This is a genomic window from Paenibacillus sp. CMM36, assembly GCF_053570945.1.
In genome coordinates, this window is record NZ_JBSEDY010000012.1 from 123,205 (window position 1) to 143,270 (window position 20,066).

Below are 20,066 nucleotides of genomic sequence, written 5' to 3' on the forward strand. Positions count from 1 at the left end.
GGTATTCCAAAGCCATTTTAATGGTCAGGGGTACTCTTTTTTGCGTGGGATAAAAGACAATACACAGAATAGGTTTCCTTGCTTCGTTCCATACTAACTGATAATTACGAGGATAAGGAGGGGATCGGATGACTCATACTCCGGCTCCTACAGTAGCTCCTATTGTCTACTTGCGGCTCCGCAGCCGTGTCCGCATGATACAAGGACAGGATTTACATTTGGGTGATGTAGCCAATTTGCTGACTAATCCTGAATGGGAAAAGGAACTGCTTGAGCTTGTTCTCAAGCGGCCGCAGCACCAGGACGGTAATCTGATACTGATAGATATGCTGCAGATCATAGCAAAAATTAGAGATCATATTCCGGGGGTCGTAGTTGAATCTCTTGGGAAGCCGCATGTACTTGTCGAACTCGTGGAGAAACCCCGTAAGCCGTCCAAAATACTGTTTGTTTTGGTATGGGTGCTTCTGTTTTTTGGCTCTGCGCTGACAATTATGAATTTTCATGCCGACGTTAGCATGATGGAAGTACAGGTTCGGATTGTGGAGATGATTACGGGACATAAGGATGAGCATCCGTACCTGTTTCAAATTGCTTACTCAATCGGCATCGGCTTTGGCATGATCGTTTTTTTTAATCACTTGTTCAAGAAAAATTGGAACGAGGAGCCGACACCGCTGGAGGTGGAAATGTATCTGTACCAGGAAAATGTGGATCAGTATGTTGTGGCAGAGGAATATGAAAAGATGGCCCGTCTGCAGACAAAGGCTAAGAAACCATGATATTTGTACAGGCTGCACTTCAGATTATTTTAGGTATTGCTGGGGGCCTTGCGGTGGGTAGCGGTGTAATTGCTTTTTTTATTGTGCTGGATATCATGCCGCGATTAGCTCAACTCACCCGTACGTATAAAAAATCACGTGCATACGAAAAGGCAATGATTATAGGTTCAGTGCTGGGGACTGTGGTCGATTTTTGGAACATTTGTTTGCCACTACCGGGCATATTTACATGGATACCTGGGCTATTTTGCGGAGTGTTTATTGGTTTGCTCGCCGCGGCTTTAACGGAGGTATTAAATCTCCTGCCTATACTCGCCAAGCGACTCCACATGACCGTGTATATGCTCGGTCTGCTAATGGCAATGGTGCTTGGTAAGGTGACGGGTTCCTTATTTGACTGGTTTGTATACAACCGTTAACAACGAAAGCGAAGGGGACAAGGAATATGGATCACAGAGCGGATCAAGAGCATCGGGAGCAGCATCAAGAAGACGGGGTAATCGGAAGGGAATATCATACTGGCGAAGAAAAGTTGAGTCCATGGCAGGAAAAGCAGGCGCAGGAATCTGCACGTTTTAAACACAAAAAAGAGAGTGAGCGATCTGATAACGTAGAGGAGTCCGTTCGCTACTGGCAGGCCGAAGATAATATATCGCCGAGGATGAAGGATAACAAGAATACACTTGAAACAGTATTAGGTTTGGGGGAGACCTTTGATGTCGTATTCAGGGAAATGACACTGGGAGGGCGTCATACTGGATATCTGTTCCTGAATACCTTTGCGAAGGATCAAATTATGCTTGAAGTGCTAAAGCGGCTCACCTATCTGACGCCGGATAATCTCTCTTCCGATGGACTACAAGCGTATTTCGAAAACTTTATTCCACATATTCAGGTGGAGAAGACAGATAAGATGTCAGTCGTCATTAACAAGGTACTGACGGGGATGAGTGCCTTTTTCATGGAAGGTGAACGTTTTTCCCTTATTCTGGATACCCGTAATTATCCGGTGCGTAGTCCAGAGGAACCCTCTTTGGAGCGGGTTGTGCGCGGTGCCCGCGACGGGTTTACTGAAACAATGCTTACAAATGTAGGTCTGGTACGCCGGCGTTTGCGGGACCCAGGACTTAAATTTGAGGCTATGCAGGTCGGACGCCGAACTCGAACGGACGTATGCTTGGGCTATATTGACGATATTGTAGATAAGGTGATGGTGGATACTGTACGAGACAAAATTAAAAATGTTAATTTGGATGGTATTCCGCTGGCCGATAAGCAATTAGAGGAGACGATTATCAATAAAGGTTGGAATCCATATCCATTAGTACGATATTCGGAGCGACCAGATGTCGTGGCATCGCATATTATGGAAGGGAGACTCGTTATTTTCGTAGATACCTCACCCAGCGTGATGATCTTGCCTACCACTTTTTTTGACTTGTGTCAGCATGCAGAAGAAAATCGGCAAACCGCTTTTATGGGAAGTTATTTGCGGTGGGTACGTTTTTTAGGCATATTCGCCTCAATGTTTCTGCTTCCGATGTGGCTGCTAATGGTCATCAATCCCGAATTAAAACCAGCTTTTCTTGATTTTATTGGTCCTCAAAAGGAAGCACATCTTCCGCTGATTGCACAGTTTATCATCGTGGAACTAGGGGTCGATCTCATGCGAATGGCGGCTGTGCATACTCCGACACCACTGGCTTCCGCTATGGGCTTGATCGCAGCCATTCTGGTCGGTGATATAGCGGTTAAGACGGGACTTTTCGTGAATGAGGTCGTGCTGTATATGGCTGTCGCTGCCATAGGAATGTTCGCAACACCGAGCTACGAGCTGGGGCTGGCAAATAGACTGATTCGACTATTCCTGCTGGTTGCTGTTGCGATTTTTCACGTACCGGGCTTTGTCGTGGGTACGACACTGATCATTTTGATGCTGACGCTGCATCGGTCATATAATTCTTCGTATTTGTGGCCGTTCATTCCTTTTAATGCCAAAGCGTTAGCTTCCATCTTGTTCCGTATGCCTGTACTAGATGCGGCTAACCGCCCGTCATCTAACAAAACGAGGGACAATACGCGTATGCCCCATACGGATGCCGACACAGATTCGAACTCAGGCAATGGACAGGAGCATTAATATAAATGATCTGCATAAAAATCCATTGTTCTTGATGTTTTTTTTGCTATACTGGTGTAAACATTCGATGGAATATGACTAGCTTGTTCCAGAAAGAGAGGCGCCAGAACATGTATTTGCATGGAAGCAGTAAAATTAACAGCAATGGACATTTGGAGATCGGCGGTTGTGATACAACGCTTTTGAAAGAGCGTTTTGGCACGCCGCTATATATTGTTGACGAACAGTTAGTCCGCCGGCGTTGCCGGGAATTCATAGAAGCTTTTCGTGAAACTGGATTGAAGTTTCAAGTTGCTTATGCAAGCAAAGCGTTTTGTGTTATGGCGATGTGCGCTTTAGCTGCTGAAGAAGGGATGTCGCTTGACGTTGTTTCCAGTGGAGAATTATTTACTGCGCTACAAGCAGGGTTCCCGGCAGAACGAATCCATTTTCACGGCAATAACAAAACACCGGAAGAAATTGAAATGGCGTTAGATGCGCAAATTGGTTGCTTCGTCGTCGATAGCGAAATGGAGTTGCATTTGTTGCAGGCCCTTGCCTCTGAGAAGGAACAGCAGGTGAATATCTTACTGCGGGTTACACCAGGGGTTGAGGCGCACACGCATGAATATATGGCCACAGGTCAAGAAGATTCGAAATTTGGCTTTGACATTGGGAACGGTACAGCACGCCAAGCAGTGGAACAGGCTATCAAGCTAGATCATCTTAACCTGCTGGGGGTACATTCTCATATCGGTTCGCAAATATTCGAAGTGAATGGCTTCCAAATGGCTGCTGAACGGGTTGCAGCTTTTTCCAGAGAAATTAAGGAACAGCTTCAGTTTTCTTTCAAAGTGATTAATCTGGGTGGGGGATTTGGCATTCGCTACACAGAGGAGGACACACCGCTGAAAGTTTCCACCTATGTGCAGGCTATCGGCGAAGCGGTGAAAACTTATTTTTCAGGACTTTACGATGAACTTCCAGAAATTTGGATTGAGCCGGGACGCAGTATTGTAGGCGATTCAGGCACGACCTTATATACAGTAGGAAGCATCAAGGATATTCCGCAAGTACGTAAATATGTTTCGGTAGATGGTGGGATGACAGATAATCCACGCCCTGCACTGTATCAGGCCAAGTATGAAGCGATGCTGGCTAATCGAGCGCAGGATACGAACGAAGAGACGGTGTCCATTGCGGGCAAATGCTGCGAAAGCGGCGATATGCTGATTTGGGATGTAGAGCTGCCTCGTATAAATAGCGGCGACTTGCTCGCTGTTGCCTCAACCGGAGCCTACAATTACTCGATGGCGAGTAATTATAACCGAATACGTCGACCTGCAGTTGTATTTGTCAACAACGGTGAGGCCGAGTTGGTGGTGCGTCGGGAAACCTACGAAGATATCGTACGCAACGATGTTGTGCCACAGCGCTTGGTTCGTGATCAAGCCAGTCCGGCGGTTCAGCCCAACGCCAAGATTACGGTTTCGTCCTGATTTTAACATTGTAAGATCAAGCAGGCCATTGAGTCGGTAATCATATACCGGGGTCAATGGCCCTTTTTTTTGGACAAGACTTTGCTAAGCGCGGCAATTCATAGTAAACTGGAACTTGATGTTATTTAGTTCTCAAAACAGGTTGAAAAGGAGATACAAACAATGAAAAAAGGTAGAATAGATCTTGAAAACGGCGGTATCGTCGAAATTGACTTTTTCCCAGAGGAAGCTCCAAACACCGTTGCTAACTTTGAAAAGCTGGCAAACAGCGGTTACTACAACGGTTTGAGCTTCCACCGTGTCATTCCTGGCTTTGTTGCTCAAGGTGGTTGTCCGATCGGTAACGGTACAGGCGGTCCTGGTTACACGATTGACTGTGAAACAGCTACGAATACAACAAAGCATGCCAAAGGCGTTCTGTCCATGGCTCATGCAGGTCGCAACACAGGTGGCAGCCAATTCTTTATCTGCTACGCTCCACAACCACATTTAGATGGAGTACATACTGTATTTGGTAAAGTAACCAAAGGTATGGAATTCATTGATGCTGTAAAGCAAGGCGACAAAATGAAAGAGGTTAAAGTATTTGACGTGTAATTTTACCGTTAATTACATGATCTTTTTTTAATAGCGTTGCACCTAAGCCGTTCTGTCTTTGGACAGGGCGGCTTTTGTTGTCTTTTGTTTGACGGTTTATTGATTTTCGCAATCACGTAGGCATTACAGTGCGTAAGATCACATTCGAAAAGTAAGTGTTGTGATAGCCTTTTCATAAGAATGCAATTTCCAATTTTTTTTTATATGAGTATTCAAACTCGTTAAGGATTGGAAAAGAAGGGGGCTTATCACATTGTCTATTTTAACGAGCACAAATCGACTCGGATTTTTTGAAATCCGGCTGGAATCCATTGGTGGACTCGGCGCTAATCTGGCTGGCAAAATGTTGGCCGAAACCGGGGTGCTTGGTTTGGGGCTGAATGCTTCAAATTTTTCGTCCTACGGTTCGGAAAAAAAGGGAACTCCGGTTAAAAGTTTCGTCCGTTTCTGTGAGCCAGAAGTCGATATTCGGGATCACAGTCCGATTGAGCAACCGCATGTGGTAGGCATTTTCCATGAAACGTTATACAAAACGGTAAATGTAATCAGCGGACTGCCAGCGGATGGGATTGTAGTGGTTAATTCCACGCGTCCAGCAGAAGAAATACGGGCTGATTTGGGACTGGTATCCGGAACATTAGCGGTGGTGGATGCGATGGGCATCGCACTGGAAGAGCGAACCAAACTAAATACGTCCATGCTCGGTGCCTTGTTCCGTGTCTGTGACTTCCTGGACCCGGAAGCGATGAGATCGGTTATACGCAGTACCTTTGAAAAGAAAAATCCACTGTTAGTGGAACCTAATCTGCGTACGTTTAACCGTGGTTATGATGAAATGGAACTGCACGTATATCCGGTTACTGATGACGCGCAGGATCGGGTTTTTGAACGTCCGCAGCCATTGCTGGGATACGAAACGCAATTACTGGGGGGCGTTATTGCAACTCAGGGAAACAGCATAACGAGAGATGTTAGTGGTTCACGTCAGGGGTATGTGCCTGAATATGAAGTTGATAAATGTACCCATTGTGCCAAGTGTGATTCGATTTGCCCGGATTACTGTTTTGTATGGGAAGAGCAAGCAGACAAACGCGGAAGAATGATGCCATTTTTGCAAGGGATTGATTACCAGTATTGCAAAGGATGTCTGAAATGTGTAGATATTTGCCCATCGGGGGCACTAAGCTCGCGTCGCGAGCAATGGGGATGGGCTGAACAGAATCGAGTTGCCCACCAATTTCCGGTATATGAAGGAGGGCGTGCGTAATGGCAAAACTGGAGGAAGAACTCAAACAGACAGGCGCCGCGCAAGTGACAACGTTCGAATCCGGTAATGAAATGGCAGCAATGGCGGCTGCGCAGATTAATTATCATATGATGGGATATTTCCCGATTACTCCATCTACCGAGGTAGCGCAGTATCTAGATCAGATGAGAACGAGAGGTCAGCATAATATTAAGCTGGTTGCAGCAGACGGAGAACACGGATCGGCAGGGATTTGTTATGGAGCTGCCGCAGCGGGAGCGAGGGTGGTGAACGCCACTAGTTCGCAAGGTTTCCTGTACATGCTGGAGCAGTTACCTGTTCAGTCAGGTACCCGTTTTCCTATGGTTATGAATCTGGTGACACGAGCTGTCAGTGGTCCCCTAGATATTCGCGGAGATCATTCGGATCTGTACTATGGTTTGAATACAGGCTGGGTCATTTTGACGGCAAGTACACCACAGGCTGTGTATGATATGAACATTATGGCACTAAAAATTGCAGAGCACAGCGATGTTCGGCTGCCTGTAATGGTCGCATATGACGGTTTTTATACGTCCCATCAAAAACGTAAAGTGCAATATTTTGCCGATGCTGAGACCGTGCGTGGTTTTGTAGGTCCTAACCCGAACTTAAATTATCCGAATATTACGGATTTTGATCATCCTGTTACTGTGGGCGCGCATATGAACGGCGATGACTTGACGAATAATCATGTTCAGCTGTCCGAAGCACTGAAGCTGTCAGAAGGAGTATATGAGCAGGTAGCAGCAGAATATGCCGCTTTATCCGGTCGGGAATACCCGATTTTAGATCTGTATCAAATGGAGGATGCTGAGGTTGCGGTATTTCTGTTGAATTCGGCGGCTGAATCGGCCAAGGATGTGGCGGATCAACTCCGCGCGCGCGGAATTAAAGCTGGTGTGATACGTCCGAACATCATCCGACCGTTCCCAGCCGCACAACTGCGGGAAGCATTACGCAATGTCAAGGCGTTGCTGGTAGGTGAGCGTGCAGACTCGTATGGGGCAGACGGCGGTAATTTAACGCATGAAATTAAAGCGGCCTTGCAGGAGGACCCGCTGAATCGGACACTCGTGTTGAGCCGTATCTTTGGCTTGGGCGGCAAAGATTTTTATGCAGAAGATGCAGAGGCGTTCTTCCAGCTTGCAATCGAGGCGGCAGAGGCCGGACGAGTAGAGAAGCCCTTTGATTACTACGGAATTAATTCGGGTTCACCGGACAAGGTGATGCCGCAAGTTATGCAGCCGCCACGTGGTAATGATTACCGTACGGGTCTGATTCAGGTTACGCCGGACGAGGAGACCGGGAAGCTCAAGGTCAAAGTACCCCCTTTGCGGTCGTTGACAACCAAACCACGGCGTCTTTCACCAGGCCACGGAGCTTGTCCAGGATGTGGGGCATTGTCTGCGCTGGAACTGTTTTTCAAAGGTATTGAAGGGGATATTGTCGTGCTGTTCCAGACAGGCTGCGTATATGTGACGACGACAGGGTATCCATATACATCACACAAACAACCGATGATCCACAATCTTTTTCAAAACGGGGCCGCTACCCTTTCAGGAGCGCTAGAAGCTTACATGGAAATGAAACGGCGTAATGAAATTGAGATGTCGGACGATCCGACCTTTATCATGATTAGTGGTGACGGTGGGATGGATATTGGTATGGGTTCTGCGATTGGTGCGGCTCTGCGTAATCATAAGCTAATCATGCTGGAATATGATAACGAGGGGTACATGAATACAGGTTCACAGCAATCTTACTCCACTCCGCTCGGTCACATGACCAGTACGTCGGGTGTAGGTAAAATGCAAAAAGGAAAGCAAGGGCATCACAAGGATACCGTGCAAATCATGGCTGCTTGTAACATTCCGTATGCTTTTACCGCTGCTGAAAGTCATCCGCAGGATATGCTGCGTAAAGCAGCCAAGGCTCAATGGTATGCAAACAACGTGGGTACGGCCTATGGTAAAATCCTGTGCGCCTGTCCGCTGAATTGGAAATCCGAAGACAGACTGGGTACCAGCATTGTGGGCGCCGCAGTCGAGTCCTGTTTCTTTCCTTTGTACGAAATAGAGCAAGGCAGTACGACGATTACGTACAATCCGGAGGACAAAGGAAAACGAATTCCAGCTGCTGAATGGCTGAAATTAATGGGTAAAACGAAGCATCTTATTAAGGAGGAGGCTACGCTGGCGACCTTTGAACAGGAGATTGAGCGTCGCTGGACTATCCTGAAAAAGAAACATGAAATTTCAGAGCTATAATCCTGTTTTTTGCATAATCATCGATTAACATTGTTAGCCGCTGTTACTGTAGTGGCTCGATCAAGATTCTTTGCGCTTATTGCGCAAAGAATCTTTTTTGTCGTTTATGGGTTGAAGCATAAAAAAACAGGTAATGATTTCCGATATAGGAGTGGAGGCCTATAAGAGGCACGTTAAAAAGTTTTCTTCTGAATTTTAAGATGCAATGAGGTGCAGGTAATGATTAAGCTGAATACAGTTGAAATAATCGAAATTATAAAGAAGCAAATCCCTAAAGTTATGAACATCAAGCCAGTGGAACTCAAGTTTACGGATGATTTTGGACGGACCTCGCTGGCAGCGACAGAACACAAATTTACGCTGACGAACCAGCATTATTCTGCCAAGGTGATGGATTGCGTGTTAGAAACACAAGTACGCCCCATTTTAATGTGCGAAATTATTTATTTTCTAAAATGCGAGTTTATTGACGGACATGTTGATGTGCGACTGGATTATGAAGCATGTTCTGAGGAAGGGCGAGGACCGGTTGCTTCAGCCGTAATTACCTTTGATCATGCAACAGAGCTGGGAGTCGAGGAACTGGCCGATCTGATTGACTTGGCGCTTCATATGAACGATAAAACCTGGTTTGAAGAACTCTCCAGCCAATATGTCAAAACCAAAGCAGGAGCTTCTATTTGATAACTTGCTTTTTTTAGAAGTCGGTGCTAATATACGTAACAAGTTTAATGTTAATTCAACTGAATAAGAGCAAGATCCTTCGGGGCGGGGCGAAATTCCCCACCGGCGGTGATGACATGTTTGTGGATCGTTTTTGTGAGAAACAGCATGGCTTAGTCCGTGACCCGGATGCTGAATGATCAGCAGAAGGTGGACCTGGTGCAAATCCGGGACCGACAGTATAGTCTGGATGGGAGAAGGATACGAAGCGCATGCACATGACGTGACATGTGCCGATTTTTAGCATACCCAATTGTGCGTACGGCTTATTTCGTTGTAGGATGGCATCGGGCGATAGCTTTCTTAAGCTTTCTTTTGATGGGTGTTCTGAGCGTATTTGGTTGTATCCCCAGTCATGCTTTCTATTGGCAAACCTATGATTTCATGTCGTCTTAAGATGCATATGAACTGCGCTTGTATACTACAAATGTGACTCTCATCACCCCCATGACGGATTGAATCCGAACTGGGGGTTTTTTGCGCTTATAGCTGATGAATTAGGGATAAACTGAGATGTAGTGGAAAGGAGTGAAGGCATGTTTACCGGATTGGTCGAGGAAGTGGGTCGTATTCAAACCATTTCCAAAAGCGGTGAAGCGATGGTGCTGGGGATTTCGGGTTCCGTGGTGTTGGGCGATTTAAAAATAGGAGACAGTGTCTCAGTGAATGGCGTTTGCCTGACGGCGATACAGATCGGTACGAAAGACTTTAAGGTTGATGTGATGCCGGAAACCTTTCGTAGCACTAATCTGAAAGAGTTGAGATCCGGCAGCCGAGTCAATCTGGAGCGAGCGATGGCGGCGAGTGGAAGGTTCGGAGGACATATCGTGCAAGGACATGTGGACGGGACGGGAACGATTCGCGGGGTGACATCAGACCAGAATGCAGTGGTGTTCGAAATTGAGCCTAAAAATCAAACATTATTTAAATATATTCTTCTCAAAGGGTCAATCACAATTGATGGTATAAGCCTCACAGTCGCACAGCGTACGGGAGATACCTTTGCCGTATCCATTATTCCCCACACCTTATCCGAAACGGCCTTACAAGCCAAACGTGAGGGGGATACCGTCAATATCGAATGCGATATTTTGGGCAAATATGTAGAACAGCTTTTAAATTACAGAGGTGCAGCGGAGGCGGAGAGAGTAGAAAAAACTCCTCTCAGTTTGGACTATTTGGCGAAACACGGCTTTGCCTGATATTGAATGGTAAGCCTGTTTAGGAGCATTCGTGGCACAAGACATAAGGAGGGAAGTGTTATGGATAGAGGTAGCCAAACAAGTGCAATGGCAAACGTCATAGAGCATGGCGAGTTGGAACATGACGAAGAGATTCGTTTGGATTCCATCGAAGAAGCGTTGGAGGACTTAAAAAACGGTAAGGTCGTCATTGTAGTGGATGATGAACAGCGAGAAAATGAAGGCGATTTTATCGCTTTGGCTGAAAAAGCGTCGCCTGAGGTCATTAATTTCATGATTACAGAAGGTCGCGGGTTGGTCTGTGTGCCGATCACACGACAAAGAGCCGAGGCCTTGGAATTGCATCCTATGGTAGAGCAAAATACAGATTTCCACGGTACTGCCTTTACGGTATCGGTAGATCATATGGAGACAACAACGGGGATTTCAGCGGCCGAGCGTTCCTTGACTGTACGCGCCTTGGCAGACGAAGCAGTCACAGGAAGTGATTTCCGCAAGCCTGGTCACATGTTCCCGCTGATTGCTCGCGATGGGGGTGTCTTGCAGCGTGCTGGTCACACGGAGGCGGCTGTTGATCTGGCTCGACTCAGTGGCTTCAAGCCTGCTGGAGTCATTTGTGAAATTATAAAGGAAGATGGCTCAATGGCCCGCCTGCCTGATCTGGCATTGGTCGCTAAGCGACATCAATTGAAGCTGATCAGTATTCAGGATTTGGTGGACTACTGTCGTCGTTTGTCATTGTAAATAATTTAAATTAAGAGAGGTTGATTAATTATGGCACGTTTTCTAGAAGGTAATCTTGTATCGAACGGTTTAAAATATGGTATTGTGGTGGGCAGATTTAATGAGTTTATTACGAGCAAGCTGTTAAGCGGTGCAATTGACGCACTTCAACGACATGGTGCACAGGAAGATGAAATTGATGTAGCCTGGGTTCCGGGTGCATTTGAAATTTCACTAATTGCGCAAAAAATGGCTGCAAGCGGCAAATATGATGCCGTAATTACGCTGGGTACGGTCATCCGTGGTTCTACTTCACATTATGATATCGTCTGCAATGAAGTGGCCAAGGGTGTGGCAGCGAGCAGCCTAAAAACGGGAGTACCTGTTATTTTTGGGGTAGTGACTACAGAAAACATTGAACAGGCTATTGAACGAGCAGGTACGAAGGCTGGTAATAAAGGTTGGGATTCAGCACTGGCTGCGATTGAAATGGCCAATCTCGGCAAGCAATTTTAATGATAGGAATAGCTGAATAGAACGGTATAAACTGCAAGGGGAAAAAAGGGATTGGATTGTTAAGCAAGGCGATGACGTATATACTACAGAAAGAGGGATTGATAACGCAGAGCATAAGTGCTATAGGGAAAGGTATTGTTGAATGATGATTGGAGTAAGGCAGGGGGAAGCACATTGACAGTCGTAAACTACAAGCTGGAAACATTCGAGGGTCCGCTGGATCTACTGTTGCATCTGATTGATAAAGCCGAAATCGACATTCAGGATATCCCGATTAGCGATATTACTGATCAGTATATGGCTTTTTTGCACAGTATGCAGGAGCTGGAACTGGACATTACGAGCGAGTTTCTGGTGATGGCGGCGACGCTCTTATCCATTAAGAGTAAATTGTTGCTTCCCAAGCCACCTGTGATGGAATATGACGATTTGGATTTTTATGAGGAAGAGGATTATGATCCACGTGAGGAACTGGTCCGCAAGCTGGTGGAGTATCGTAAATATAAAGGGATTGCTCGCCATCTAAGTGAACGTGAGTGGGAGCGGAGTCTAATTTATGGCAAAGAGCCAGAAGATCTGAGTGCATTCCTGCCCACTGAACCCGTAAATCCGGTGCATGGGCTGCATGCAAGCGATTTGGTCGCAGCCTTTCAGCGTGCTTTGCGCAAAGCAGAACGACGTACGACGGTAACCCGTGTTCATCGGGACGAAATTTCAGTCAAGGACCGTATCCGGCAAGTTATCGGGGCTTTAGAGATGGTGGGGAATGGAGGACGGCTGCTGTTCTCCAAGCTGATGCATGAGGATATGTATCGGCATGAAGTGGTTGTGACCTTTTTGGCTATCCTTGAACTGATGAAAATGAAGCAAATTTTCTGTTATCAGGAGAAGCTTTTCGATGATATTGTAATGGAGTGGAGAGGGGATTTACGGGTTAATGGATTATCTGAAGCTGAAATCAATTATTGAGGGACTGCTGTTTCTAGCAGGAGAGGAAGGGTTGTCCACCAAGCAGATCGCCGACATTGTAGAGCAGCAGCAAGAGCTGGTTGAACAGTGCCTGGAAGATATGAAGCAGGACATGGAGCAGGGGGGAAGAGGCCTGCAACTTGTCCGTATTGCCGGTCATTATCAGCTTGCAACTTTATCCGAACATGCACCTTACTTTGAAAAGCTCGCATACTCTCCGGCACGTGCGTCACTGTCTCAAGCTGCTTTGGAGACGCTGGCCATTGTGGCCTACCGCCAGCCCATTACAAGAGTTGAAATCGAAGAGATTCGGGGGGTTAAATCCGAGCGGGCCATACATACACTGGTCAACAAGGAGCTCATTGAAGAGAAAGGTCGAGCTGAAGCCATCGGACGGCCGATATTGTACGGAACGACGAAATCATTTTTGGATTATTTCGGTCTGGGCTCTCTGGCAGATCTACCGCAACCGGAGCTGTTCGAGAATTCGGACAATTTGGAGGAAGAGACTCAATTATTGTTCGAGCGTCTGGAGAGTAGCCAGCCTGCGGCCAACGATCTAGATCTTGAATCCCAATAAAGTTGCTTCGGATCTTGCGGTTCACTTATGTAAAAGTTCAAACAGACAGCCAGTCCTCATATCGTTGGGGGCTGGCTGTTGGTATTTTAAGATGCATGATTTTCCGGCGAACGGTCATACTATTTTTGCCATGATATTCTATAGCAAAAAGGTAGGGAGGACACGCCAGTGTGGAAATGGATCAGTATCGCCATCATCGTCGTTATATTACTTGTACTGGCAGTTCTGCTCTCTCGTATTCGTTTGAAGCTGAATATTGCCAAACATGACAATGATGATCGGGCGCATCTAGAGATCAGATTTCTATACGGGATGATAAAAATGAATTACGATGTGCCGGCCATTCTCATAACAGGGTTGAAAAAGGGGCTTCTCTATCGGCTAGATCGCAACAAAAACATACATAAAACGGATGCTTCCGTGGATAGCGGTAATATTGATACAGTAAAAATCAAGCAATTTATACATGATATACGGGTTTTGCTTAAGGGAACGAAATCCTTTAATAAATGGTTGCGACATACATTGGCACATGTGACGATGTCCAAAATGGAATGGTCTACCAACATTAGTCTTGCTGACGCGGCATATACAGCTACCTCAACTGGTATTTTGTGGGGATTAAAAACAACCTTGATCGGTTATGCTTCAAGCTTTGTACGCATGGATTGTACCCCTAAGCTGTATGTTGTGCCCTATTGGGTGGATCGCTTGCGTTTTACCACCACTTTGAACTGTGAAGCAAACGTATCGCTCGGCTATTTAATGTTCTCCATGCTCATCTTATCTTACCGCATATGGCGCGTTCCGGGTGGACCGGAGGCATGGAAACGGGTTTTTTTCAAAAAAAATGCGGCGGATCATCAAGCTAACAATGAATGGTAAACAGTGGAGAGAGGTGAGACTCAATCCTTTCTGAACTATCGAATGACATACATATTTCCTTGAACCCCTGCGCACAATAGCGAAAGAAAAGGCAGTCTACGCTTGAGATAAGCAGAGGAGGAATAAATCATGTCAGATCACCCGATTCAAGGGCTCATGCAAACCGCAATGGAAAACATCAAAGCCATGGTAGACGTGAATACGATTGTAGGAGACGCAGTGGAAACACCCGATGGTTCTGTTATTTTGCCAATCAGTAAGGTGGGATTTGGTTTCGCTGCCGGGGGAAGTGATTTTAACGTAGACGAAGAGGCACTTCATACTTCTTCGGCATCGGGTAATCATAGCGGGAAGGAAGGGCATCCTTTTGGAGGCGGTAGCGGTGGTGGTGTATCTATTCATCCCATTGCTTTTCTGGTTGTTGGCAAACAGGGGGCACAAATCGTTCCATTGGACAATCAAACGCATCTGATTGAGAAGCTCATTGATTCCACGCCATACCTGATTGATAAGGTTCAGTCTATCTTCCGGAATTCAGGCGGCGACTTGCAGACTCCCCCCCCCACAGGTACCTGTAGATGTTGCTACGGATCACAGTAATTCTGGCCCGGCTTACTTGTAAAAGTTATTGAAATTAAAAGCGTTCTCTCAGGAAGGTATCCCAAAGCCGAGTACAGGCTAAGGAATACCTTCTTTTCTGCTTGTACTTGGCCCTATCCCCGAATATACTGCCTTCCCCCAATGAAAGCATGTATATGGTGACTGTATTCCTGTTGATACAAAGTATGCAGCGAGATTTCATTTTTTCGATTTCCTTCGGCAGCAAACTGCGATAGGTAGATGAAGTCCGGATAGATCACTTCATCCGTCAAATAAGCAGATACCGTGGCTTCCGGTCGACGATGTTGATTCAGGGAATCGATAATACCCTTCGCCGGCAAGATACCAATCCCATGGCCGTAAAACAAGTCTTCCTTTAGCTTAATGACATTTTCTCCTTTCCATTCCAATGTTTCAGATGACACATCCGGATTGTTGAAATACAGAATATCGCCAGGAGCCGCTTTATGACTTCCTTGCTGCTGTATGAGCCTAAGGTCGCTATCATAGTGCCAGTCATACAGCAGCATATCAGCAAAAATCCGATTAAACTCACTTTCCAGAATGGAATCCAGCACTCCATTGTACAGCACAATAACCATAGCTGTTGCACATTCAAAAGCGTATTGATGACCGTTTAAAAAGATATCTCTGATGCCTTGGGCCGGTGTGACACCTGCTTTGATCTGAAAGCCACCTTTTTCCGTTAAATTCCAAAATTTCGGGTTGCAACGTGCGGTAGCAAAAGTGGCAAAGGATACACCGCTTCGATGCAATGCTTCTGCGGACTCTACAATCCGCGATCTTAAAATCATTTCAAACTGTAGTCGCTGCATGTTTTAACCCCTCGATCCATATTTAACGTTTAGTAACTAATATATATGTGCTCAGGAGGGCATGTTGCTTGGTTTGTGTAGAAAGAAAGCGAAAAAGGAGCAGCTAATGGTTAGTCCTATAAAGGAATTTTCTGTTATAAAGGTGGACATACTTTGAACAGCTTGGACATAGAATGGTACAAGACTTGCTTAAAACCGGAGGAATCCAAATGTTTAAAAAAAAGCAACACATTCACGCGGACCACAGCCATTTCTTGAATAAGGCACGCGCATTTGTTTTGCCGCTGGTACTACTGCTTATTTTGTCATTGCCGCTTACGTTGCTAAGTCCGCAGCCCGTTCGGGGAGCGATAAAAACAGAAGTAGCGCCGCCCGCATTAGGAACCCACGCACAGGCTGCTTCTTTAATTGATGTCACATCAGGAAGAATCATTTATTCTACCGAAGGTGATCGGGAGCTACGTATTGCCAGCCTGACCAAAATTATGACAGCGATCGTGGCTATTGAACATGGACGCTTGCAGGACCGGGTAAAGGTGAGCCCAACCGCATATGCCAAAGAAGGGTCCTCGCTTTTTCTGCAAATGGGTGAACAAATGTCATTGGAAAATATGCTGTACGGCTTAATGCTCCGTTCTGGTAATGATGCCGCTTCTGCCATTGCAGAGCATGTGGGGGGGACAGAAGAGGGATTTGTTCATTTGATGAACGACAAGGCGGTTCAGCTTGGGCTAAGCCATACACATTTTGCTAATCCGCACGGGCTGGATGCCGAGGGACATTATTCCTCAGCCAATGATATGGCCCGGCTTACTGCTTATGCGCTGCATAATCCAACTTTTGCCCGTATCGTAAAAACAGAATTGAAAAAAGCACCGAATCCCAACGACTCTTGGGACTACTCATGGCACAATAAAAACAAAATGCTGCGGCTGTATGACGGAGCTGACGGGGTGAAAACAGGCTTTACCAAAAAAGCGTTTCGCTGTCTGGTCAGTTCGGCTACACGTGACGGTCGCCAGCTCGCTGCTGTTACCTTGAATGACGGGGACGATTGGAACGATCATGCCCGTATGCTTGATTACGGATTCCGATATTATCCGCTCATTCCGATTACGGACAAGCAGCAACCTATCGATGGTTACCCACTATTAACAGGTACAAGCTTTGCCTATCCTTTACATGATGGCGAGAAAACCCAGTTGCACAAAAGACTGGTGTTGTATAAAAATTCCGCTTCTGCCGATAGAGCGGACGTATCTTTTGGCTTACGAGGACGGGTTGAATTCCTTTTGGAAGGTAAACTTATCGGTTCTGTTCCTGTGTATGCAAAAGGTAGTAAGCTGCCTGCTCAAAATACCGTACAGCCACAGAAGGAGACTCCAACTGCACAAGAACCTGCGAACAATACTCAGCAACGAGGTTGGACGAGCAGATGGAACGAAATCCTTAAGAATTTGTTTGGAGCATAGGGCAACCAGGAAATAGAGCTGTACGTGTCACATCATTGGGAAAAGGAGGAATCAGCCATGATTCATCTCATATGGGTGGCTTTGATTTGTATTGGATTTGTATTTGCTGCCGCACAGGGAAATATTGAGGTGGTGACGAAAGCAGCTTTTGACGGGGCAACTACGGGGGTTACAGTGTGCTTTGGACTGATAAGTGTGCTGGTGTTCTGGATGGGCATGATGCGGCTGGCTGAAGATGGAGGGCTCTTACAGAAAATATCCAAGCTTCTTTCTCCTTTGGTTGCCTTTCTCTTCCCTGATGTTCCGCGTAATCATCCCGCTATGGGTTACATTTTGTCCAATATGAGCGCCAATCTGCTGGGCCTGGGGAATGCAGCCACACCGATGGGAATCAAGGCGATGCAAGAGCTGCAGACGCTCAATCCAGATAAGCAAACCGCCACACCAGCCATGTGTACGCTACTCGCCCTGAATACAGCCAGTATTACGCTTATTCCTACGACGTTGATCGCGATACGGCTAAATTTTCATTCCGCACATCCGGCAGAAATCGTCGGTACGACACTGGTAGCGACCGCAATAGCCACCTTTGCTGCAATTGCGGCGGATCGTTGGTACCGTAGTCGAGAATTGCGCCGCCGTCCTCCAGCGATTCCGCCGTCCCAGTCATCCTTGGCGCCACTCGCCCCACCAGCACCAACATCAACATCTACTGCCTCTTCAACGACGTTGCCCGCATCTTTACCTGCCGTTCCGCGAACGGGAATCACGGCTGCCAAGGGCAGGGACACCACTTGGAAAGGATGAGGGAGGCATGCTTAATTTTATAAACCTCGTATCGACTTGGGCCATTCCGGTTATTCTCGCTTTTATTCCTTTATATGCATATGCTAAAAGGGTCCCTGTCTACGATTCTTTTGTGGATGGAGCCAAAGACGGATTTTCTACCGCCATCAGCATTATTCCTCATCTCGTAGGCATGATGGTGGCAATTAGCATTTTTCGAGCATCCGGCGCCTTGGACTATTTGATCTCTTGGGTTACCCCTTGGATTAAACACTGGGGTGTACCGGGCGAGATATTGCCTTTAGGTTTGCTTCGTCCATTGACGGGCACTGGCTCACTTGCGTTTACGACGGATCTAATTCGCACCTATGGCCCGGATTCCATGATCGGTCGGATCGCTTCAACGATTCAGGGCAGCACAGACACGACGCTATATGTGCTAACTGTATATTTTGGTGCGGTAGGTATCCGCAATGGACGGTATGCTTTGAAGGTAGGACTATTTTCAGATGTGGTTGGTTTTGTGGCAGCCATTGCGATTTGCCTGCTTGTATTTTAATTTCTGCATCGTTTTTTGAACGGGGGTTGTGATTTTGCTCATGGATGGGTATCATTAGCATGAGGTGAATTAGCGAACATGGAAAGATTGCAGAAAATATTGGCCCAAGCGGGTGTAGCTTCCAGACGTAAATGTGAGGAGCTTATTCAGGCGGGTAGCGTGGAAGTGAACGGGGTTGTCGTAACTGAACTGGGAACGAAGGCAGACCCTGATCAAGATATGATTACGGTAAAGGGACGCCCGATCAAAACCGAGAAAAAAATCTATTTGATGATGAACAAACCTAAAGGGGTCATTACGAGCGCTTCCGATCCGGAAGGCCGTAAAATCGTGTCAGACTATCTGAAAGGCGTTAAGGAACGCGTATATCCGGTGGGACGTCTCGATTACGACACCGAAGGACTGCTGTTGCTCACCAATGATGGCGAGTTCGCCAATCTGCTCACCCATCCCAAGCATCATGTGCCCAAGACATATGTGGCAACAGTCAAAGGCGTTCCACATGGTACTGAGCTGGACAAGCTGAAAAAGGGAATCGTGCTGGAAGATGGCATTACTGCACCAGCCGAGGTAGAATATAAAGATGTAGATCCGAATGGTAAGGAGTCTGTGATCCAGATTACCATTTATGAAGGCAGAAATCGCCAAGTAAGACGGATGTTTGAGGCCATTTCACACCCAGTCATCAGACTCAAGCGGATAGCCTTCGGAGATCTTTTGCTACAAAACTTGAAGCGCGGTCTGACCAGACCCCTAACCAAGGACGAAATCAACCGTCTCATTCAACTTGCCAAATCAGACAACACGAAAAAGAAACGGACAGGACGGGGGTCATAACCCCGGCCTTTTTGGTGTAAAGAGACTGTTGGATGAGAGTAAAGTTTGACCAAGCACGGGAAAATAGTAAAATAGAGAGAATGCTTTTTTTAGCGAAGGGGCTGGGAATATGTCAGAACAAAGCAACCGCATATTAATTGTAGATGATGAAGAACGCATTCGACGCCTTCTGCGGATGTATCTGGAAAAAGAAGGATATGCAATTGACGAAGCTGAGGATGGGGAGATTGCCCTCCAAAAAGCGACTGCAAGCGATTACAGCATTATTTTGCTCGATGTGATGCTTCCGGGGATGGATGGGATTGAGGTGTGTACACGGCTACGTCAGACCAAAGCTACACCTGTGATTATGCTGACTGCCAAAGGCGAGGAAGTGAACCGTGTACAAGGCTTTGAAGTCGGAGCTGATGATTATGTGGTTAAGCCCTTTAGCCCGCGAGAAGTCATTTACCGGGTAAAGGCGATTTTACGCCGTTCGTCGGAAACTGCCTTTTTAACGAAAGAAGCGGTACCAAGCAATAGTATTGTTTTTCCGAATCTTATCATTGAGCATGATGCGCACCGGGTAACTGCGGGTGGGATTGAAATCAGTCTCACGCCTAAAGAGTACGAGCTGTTGCATTATTTGGCGGTGTCACCAGATAAAGTCTTCTCACGCGAAGAACTGCTGAAAGACGTTTGGAATTACGAATTTTTTGGTGACCTGCGCACTGTGGATACGCATGTGAAACGGCTTCGTGAAAAGCTGAATAAGGTATCGCCAGAGGCAGCCGCTATGATTACGACCGTGTGGGGCGTAGGTTATAAGCTGGAGGTTCCAAAATAA

Annotated in this window: 20 protein-coding genes, 1 pseudogene and 1 riboswitch; of the genes and pseudogenes, 20 read left to right on the forward strand and 1 reads right to left on the reverse strand. The window is 46.5% G+C overall.

Features of this window, described 5'->3' with window-relative positions; genetic code table 11:
• Positions 1–128: 128 nt before the first annotated feature.
• The 15 genes and pseudogenes from ACWA2B_RS21125 (at position 129) to ytfJ (ending at position 14,772) form a co-directional block, all read left to right on the forward strand.
• Positions 129–782, forward strand: a complete 654-nt coding sequence (locus tag ACWA2B_RS21125) for a stage V sporulation protein AA (RefSeq protein ID WP_029517295.1) — start codon at positions 129–131, stop codon at positions 780–782.
• Complete coding sequence (locus tag ACWA2B_RS21130; RefSeq protein WP_029517296.1) at positions 779–1,201, forward strand: stage V sporulation protein AB; 423 nt, start codon at positions 779–781, stop codon at positions 1,199–1,201. Before ACWA2B_RS21125 ends, ACWA2B_RS21130 begins: the two co-directional genes overlap by 4 nt.
• 26 nt (positions 1,202–1,227) lie before the next feature.
• Positions 1,228–2,922: a spore germination protein gene (locus tag ACWA2B_RS21135; protein WP_029517297.1), complete on the forward strand. Its 1,695-nt coding sequence runs from the start codon at positions 1,228–1,230 to the stop codon at positions 2,920–2,922.
• Positions 2,923–3,032: 110 nt separating this feature from the next.
• Complete coding sequence (gene lysA, locus ACWA2B_RS21140) at positions 3,033–4,400, forward strand: diaminopimelate decarboxylase (RefSeq protein ID WP_069012713.1); 1,368 nt, start codon at positions 3,033–3,035, stop codon at positions 4,398–4,400.
• 162 nt (positions 4,401–4,562) lie between these two features.
• Positions 4,563–4,997 carry a peptidylprolyl isomerase gene (locus ACWA2B_RS21145; RefSeq protein WP_013310775.1) on the forward strand — a complete coding sequence of 145 codons (435 nt, stop codon included), beginning with the start codon at positions 4,563–4,565 and terminating at the stop codon, positions 4,995–4,997.
• A 253-nt stretch (positions 4,998–5,250) separates the two neighbouring features.
• Positions 5,251–6,264: a 2-oxoacid:acceptor oxidoreductase family protein gene (locus ACWA2B_RS21150; RefSeq protein WP_029517299.1), complete on the forward strand. Its 1,014-nt coding sequence runs from the start codon at positions 5,251–5,253 to the stop codon at positions 6,262–6,264.
• Positions 6,264–8,552 carry a thiamine pyrophosphate-dependent enzyme gene (locus tag ACWA2B_RS21155; protein WP_449292593.1) on the forward strand — a complete coding sequence of 763 codons (2,289 nt, stop codon included), beginning with the start codon at positions 6,264–6,266 and terminating at the stop codon, positions 8,550–8,552. Before ACWA2B_RS21150 ends, ACWA2B_RS21155 begins: the two co-directional genes overlap by 1 nt.
• Before the next feature lie 219 nt (positions 8,553–8,771).
• Entirely contained in the window at positions 8,772–9,236 is a 465-nt protein-coding gene (locus tag ACWA2B_RS21160; protein WP_029517301.1) for an IDEAL domain-containing protein, read from the forward strand.
• Between the two features lie 71 nt (positions 9,237–9,307).
• Positions 9,308–9,481: riboswitch (FMN riboswitch) on the forward strand.
• 330 nt (positions 9,482–9,811) lie between these two features.
• The gene (gene ribE, locus ACWA2B_RS21165) at positions 9,812–10,477 is read left to right on the forward strand and encodes a riboflavin synthase (protein ID WP_449292594.1); all 666 of its coding nucleotides are present in this window, start codon (positions 9,812–9,814) and stop codon (positions 10,475–10,477) included.
• A gap of 60 nt (positions 10,478–10,537) precedes the next feature.
• Positions 10,538–11,221, forward strand: coding sequence for a 3,4-dihydroxy-2-butanone-4-phosphate synthase (gene ribB / locus ACWA2B_RS21170; protein ID WP_449292595.1), 684 nt, complete (start codon positions 10,538–10,540; stop codon positions 11,219–11,221).
• 30 nt (positions 11,222–11,251) lie between these two features.
• Positions 11,252–11,716, forward strand: a complete 465-nt coding sequence (gene ribH / locus ACWA2B_RS21175) for a 6,7-dimethyl-8-ribityllumazine synthase (RefSeq protein WP_023989205.1) — start codon at positions 11,252–11,254, stop codon at positions 11,714–11,716.
• 174 nt (positions 11,717–11,890) lie between these two features.
• Positions 11,891–12,685, forward strand: a complete 795-nt coding sequence (locus ACWA2B_RS21180) for a segregation and condensation protein A (protein WP_029517304.1) — start codon at positions 11,891–11,893, stop codon at positions 12,683–12,685.
• On the forward strand, positions 12,654–13,265 hold the full coding sequence (gene scpB / locus ACWA2B_RS21185) for an SMC-Scp complex subunit ScpB (RefSeq protein WP_029517305.1): 612 nt from the start codon (positions 12,654–12,656) through the stop codon (positions 13,263–13,265). The genes ACWA2B_RS21180 and scpB overlap by 32 nt, the downstream gene beginning before the upstream one ends.
• 168 nt (positions 13,266–13,433) lie before the next feature.
• Positions 13,434–14,150 carry a DUF2953 domain-containing protein gene (locus ACWA2B_RS21190; protein WP_029517306.1) on the forward strand — a complete coding sequence of 239 codons (717 nt, stop codon included), beginning with the start codon at positions 13,434–13,436 and terminating at the stop codon, positions 14,148–14,150.
• 129 nt (positions 14,151–14,279) lie between these two features.
• A pseudogene (gene ytfJ, locus ACWA2B_RS21195) lies at positions 14,280–14,772 on the forward strand (GerW family sporulation protein).
• Positions 14,773–14,863: 91 nt separating this feature from the next.
• Here ytfJ and ACWA2B_RS21200 read toward each other — a convergent pair.
• On the reverse strand, positions 14,864–15,586 hold the full coding sequence (locus ACWA2B_RS21200; RefSeq protein WP_449292596.1) for a protein-glutamine gamma-glutamyltransferase: 723 nt from the start codon (positions 15,584–15,586) through the stop codon (positions 14,864–14,866).
• A 209-nt stretch (positions 15,587–15,795) separates the two neighbouring features.
• Between ACWA2B_RS21200 and ACWA2B_RS21205 the strand changes: the two genes are divergently transcribed.
• The 5 genes from ACWA2B_RS21205 (at position 15,796) to ACWA2B_RS21225 (ending at position 20,066) form a co-directional block, all read left to right on the forward strand.
• Positions 15,796–17,058, forward strand: a complete 1,263-nt coding sequence (locus ACWA2B_RS21205) for a D-alanyl-D-alanine carboxypeptidase family protein (protein WP_340885749.1) — start codon at positions 15,796–15,798, stop codon at positions 17,056–17,058.
• Positions 17,059–17,115: 57 nt separating this feature from the next.
• A complete protein-coding gene (locus ACWA2B_RS21210) occupies positions 17,116–17,865 on the forward strand; it encodes a nucleoside recognition domain-containing protein (RefSeq protein WP_209947367.1) in 750 nt (249 codons plus the stop codon).
• Positions 17,866–17,872: 7 nt separating this feature from the next.
• The gene (locus ACWA2B_RS21215) at positions 17,873–18,403 is read left to right on the forward strand and encodes a spore maturation protein (protein WP_209947369.1); all 531 of its coding nucleotides are present in this window, start codon (positions 17,873–17,875) and stop codon (positions 18,401–18,403) included.
• A gap of 78 nt (positions 18,404–18,481) precedes the next feature.
• A complete protein-coding gene (locus ACWA2B_RS21220) occupies positions 18,482–19,240 on the forward strand; it encodes a pseudouridine synthase (RefSeq protein ID WP_023989197.1) in 759 nt (252 codons plus the stop codon).
• A gap of 109 nt (positions 19,241–19,349) precedes the next feature.
• Complete coding sequence (locus ACWA2B_RS21225) at positions 19,350–20,066, forward strand: response regulator transcription factor (protein ID WP_029517311.1); 717 nt, start codon at positions 19,350–19,352, stop codon at positions 20,064–20,066.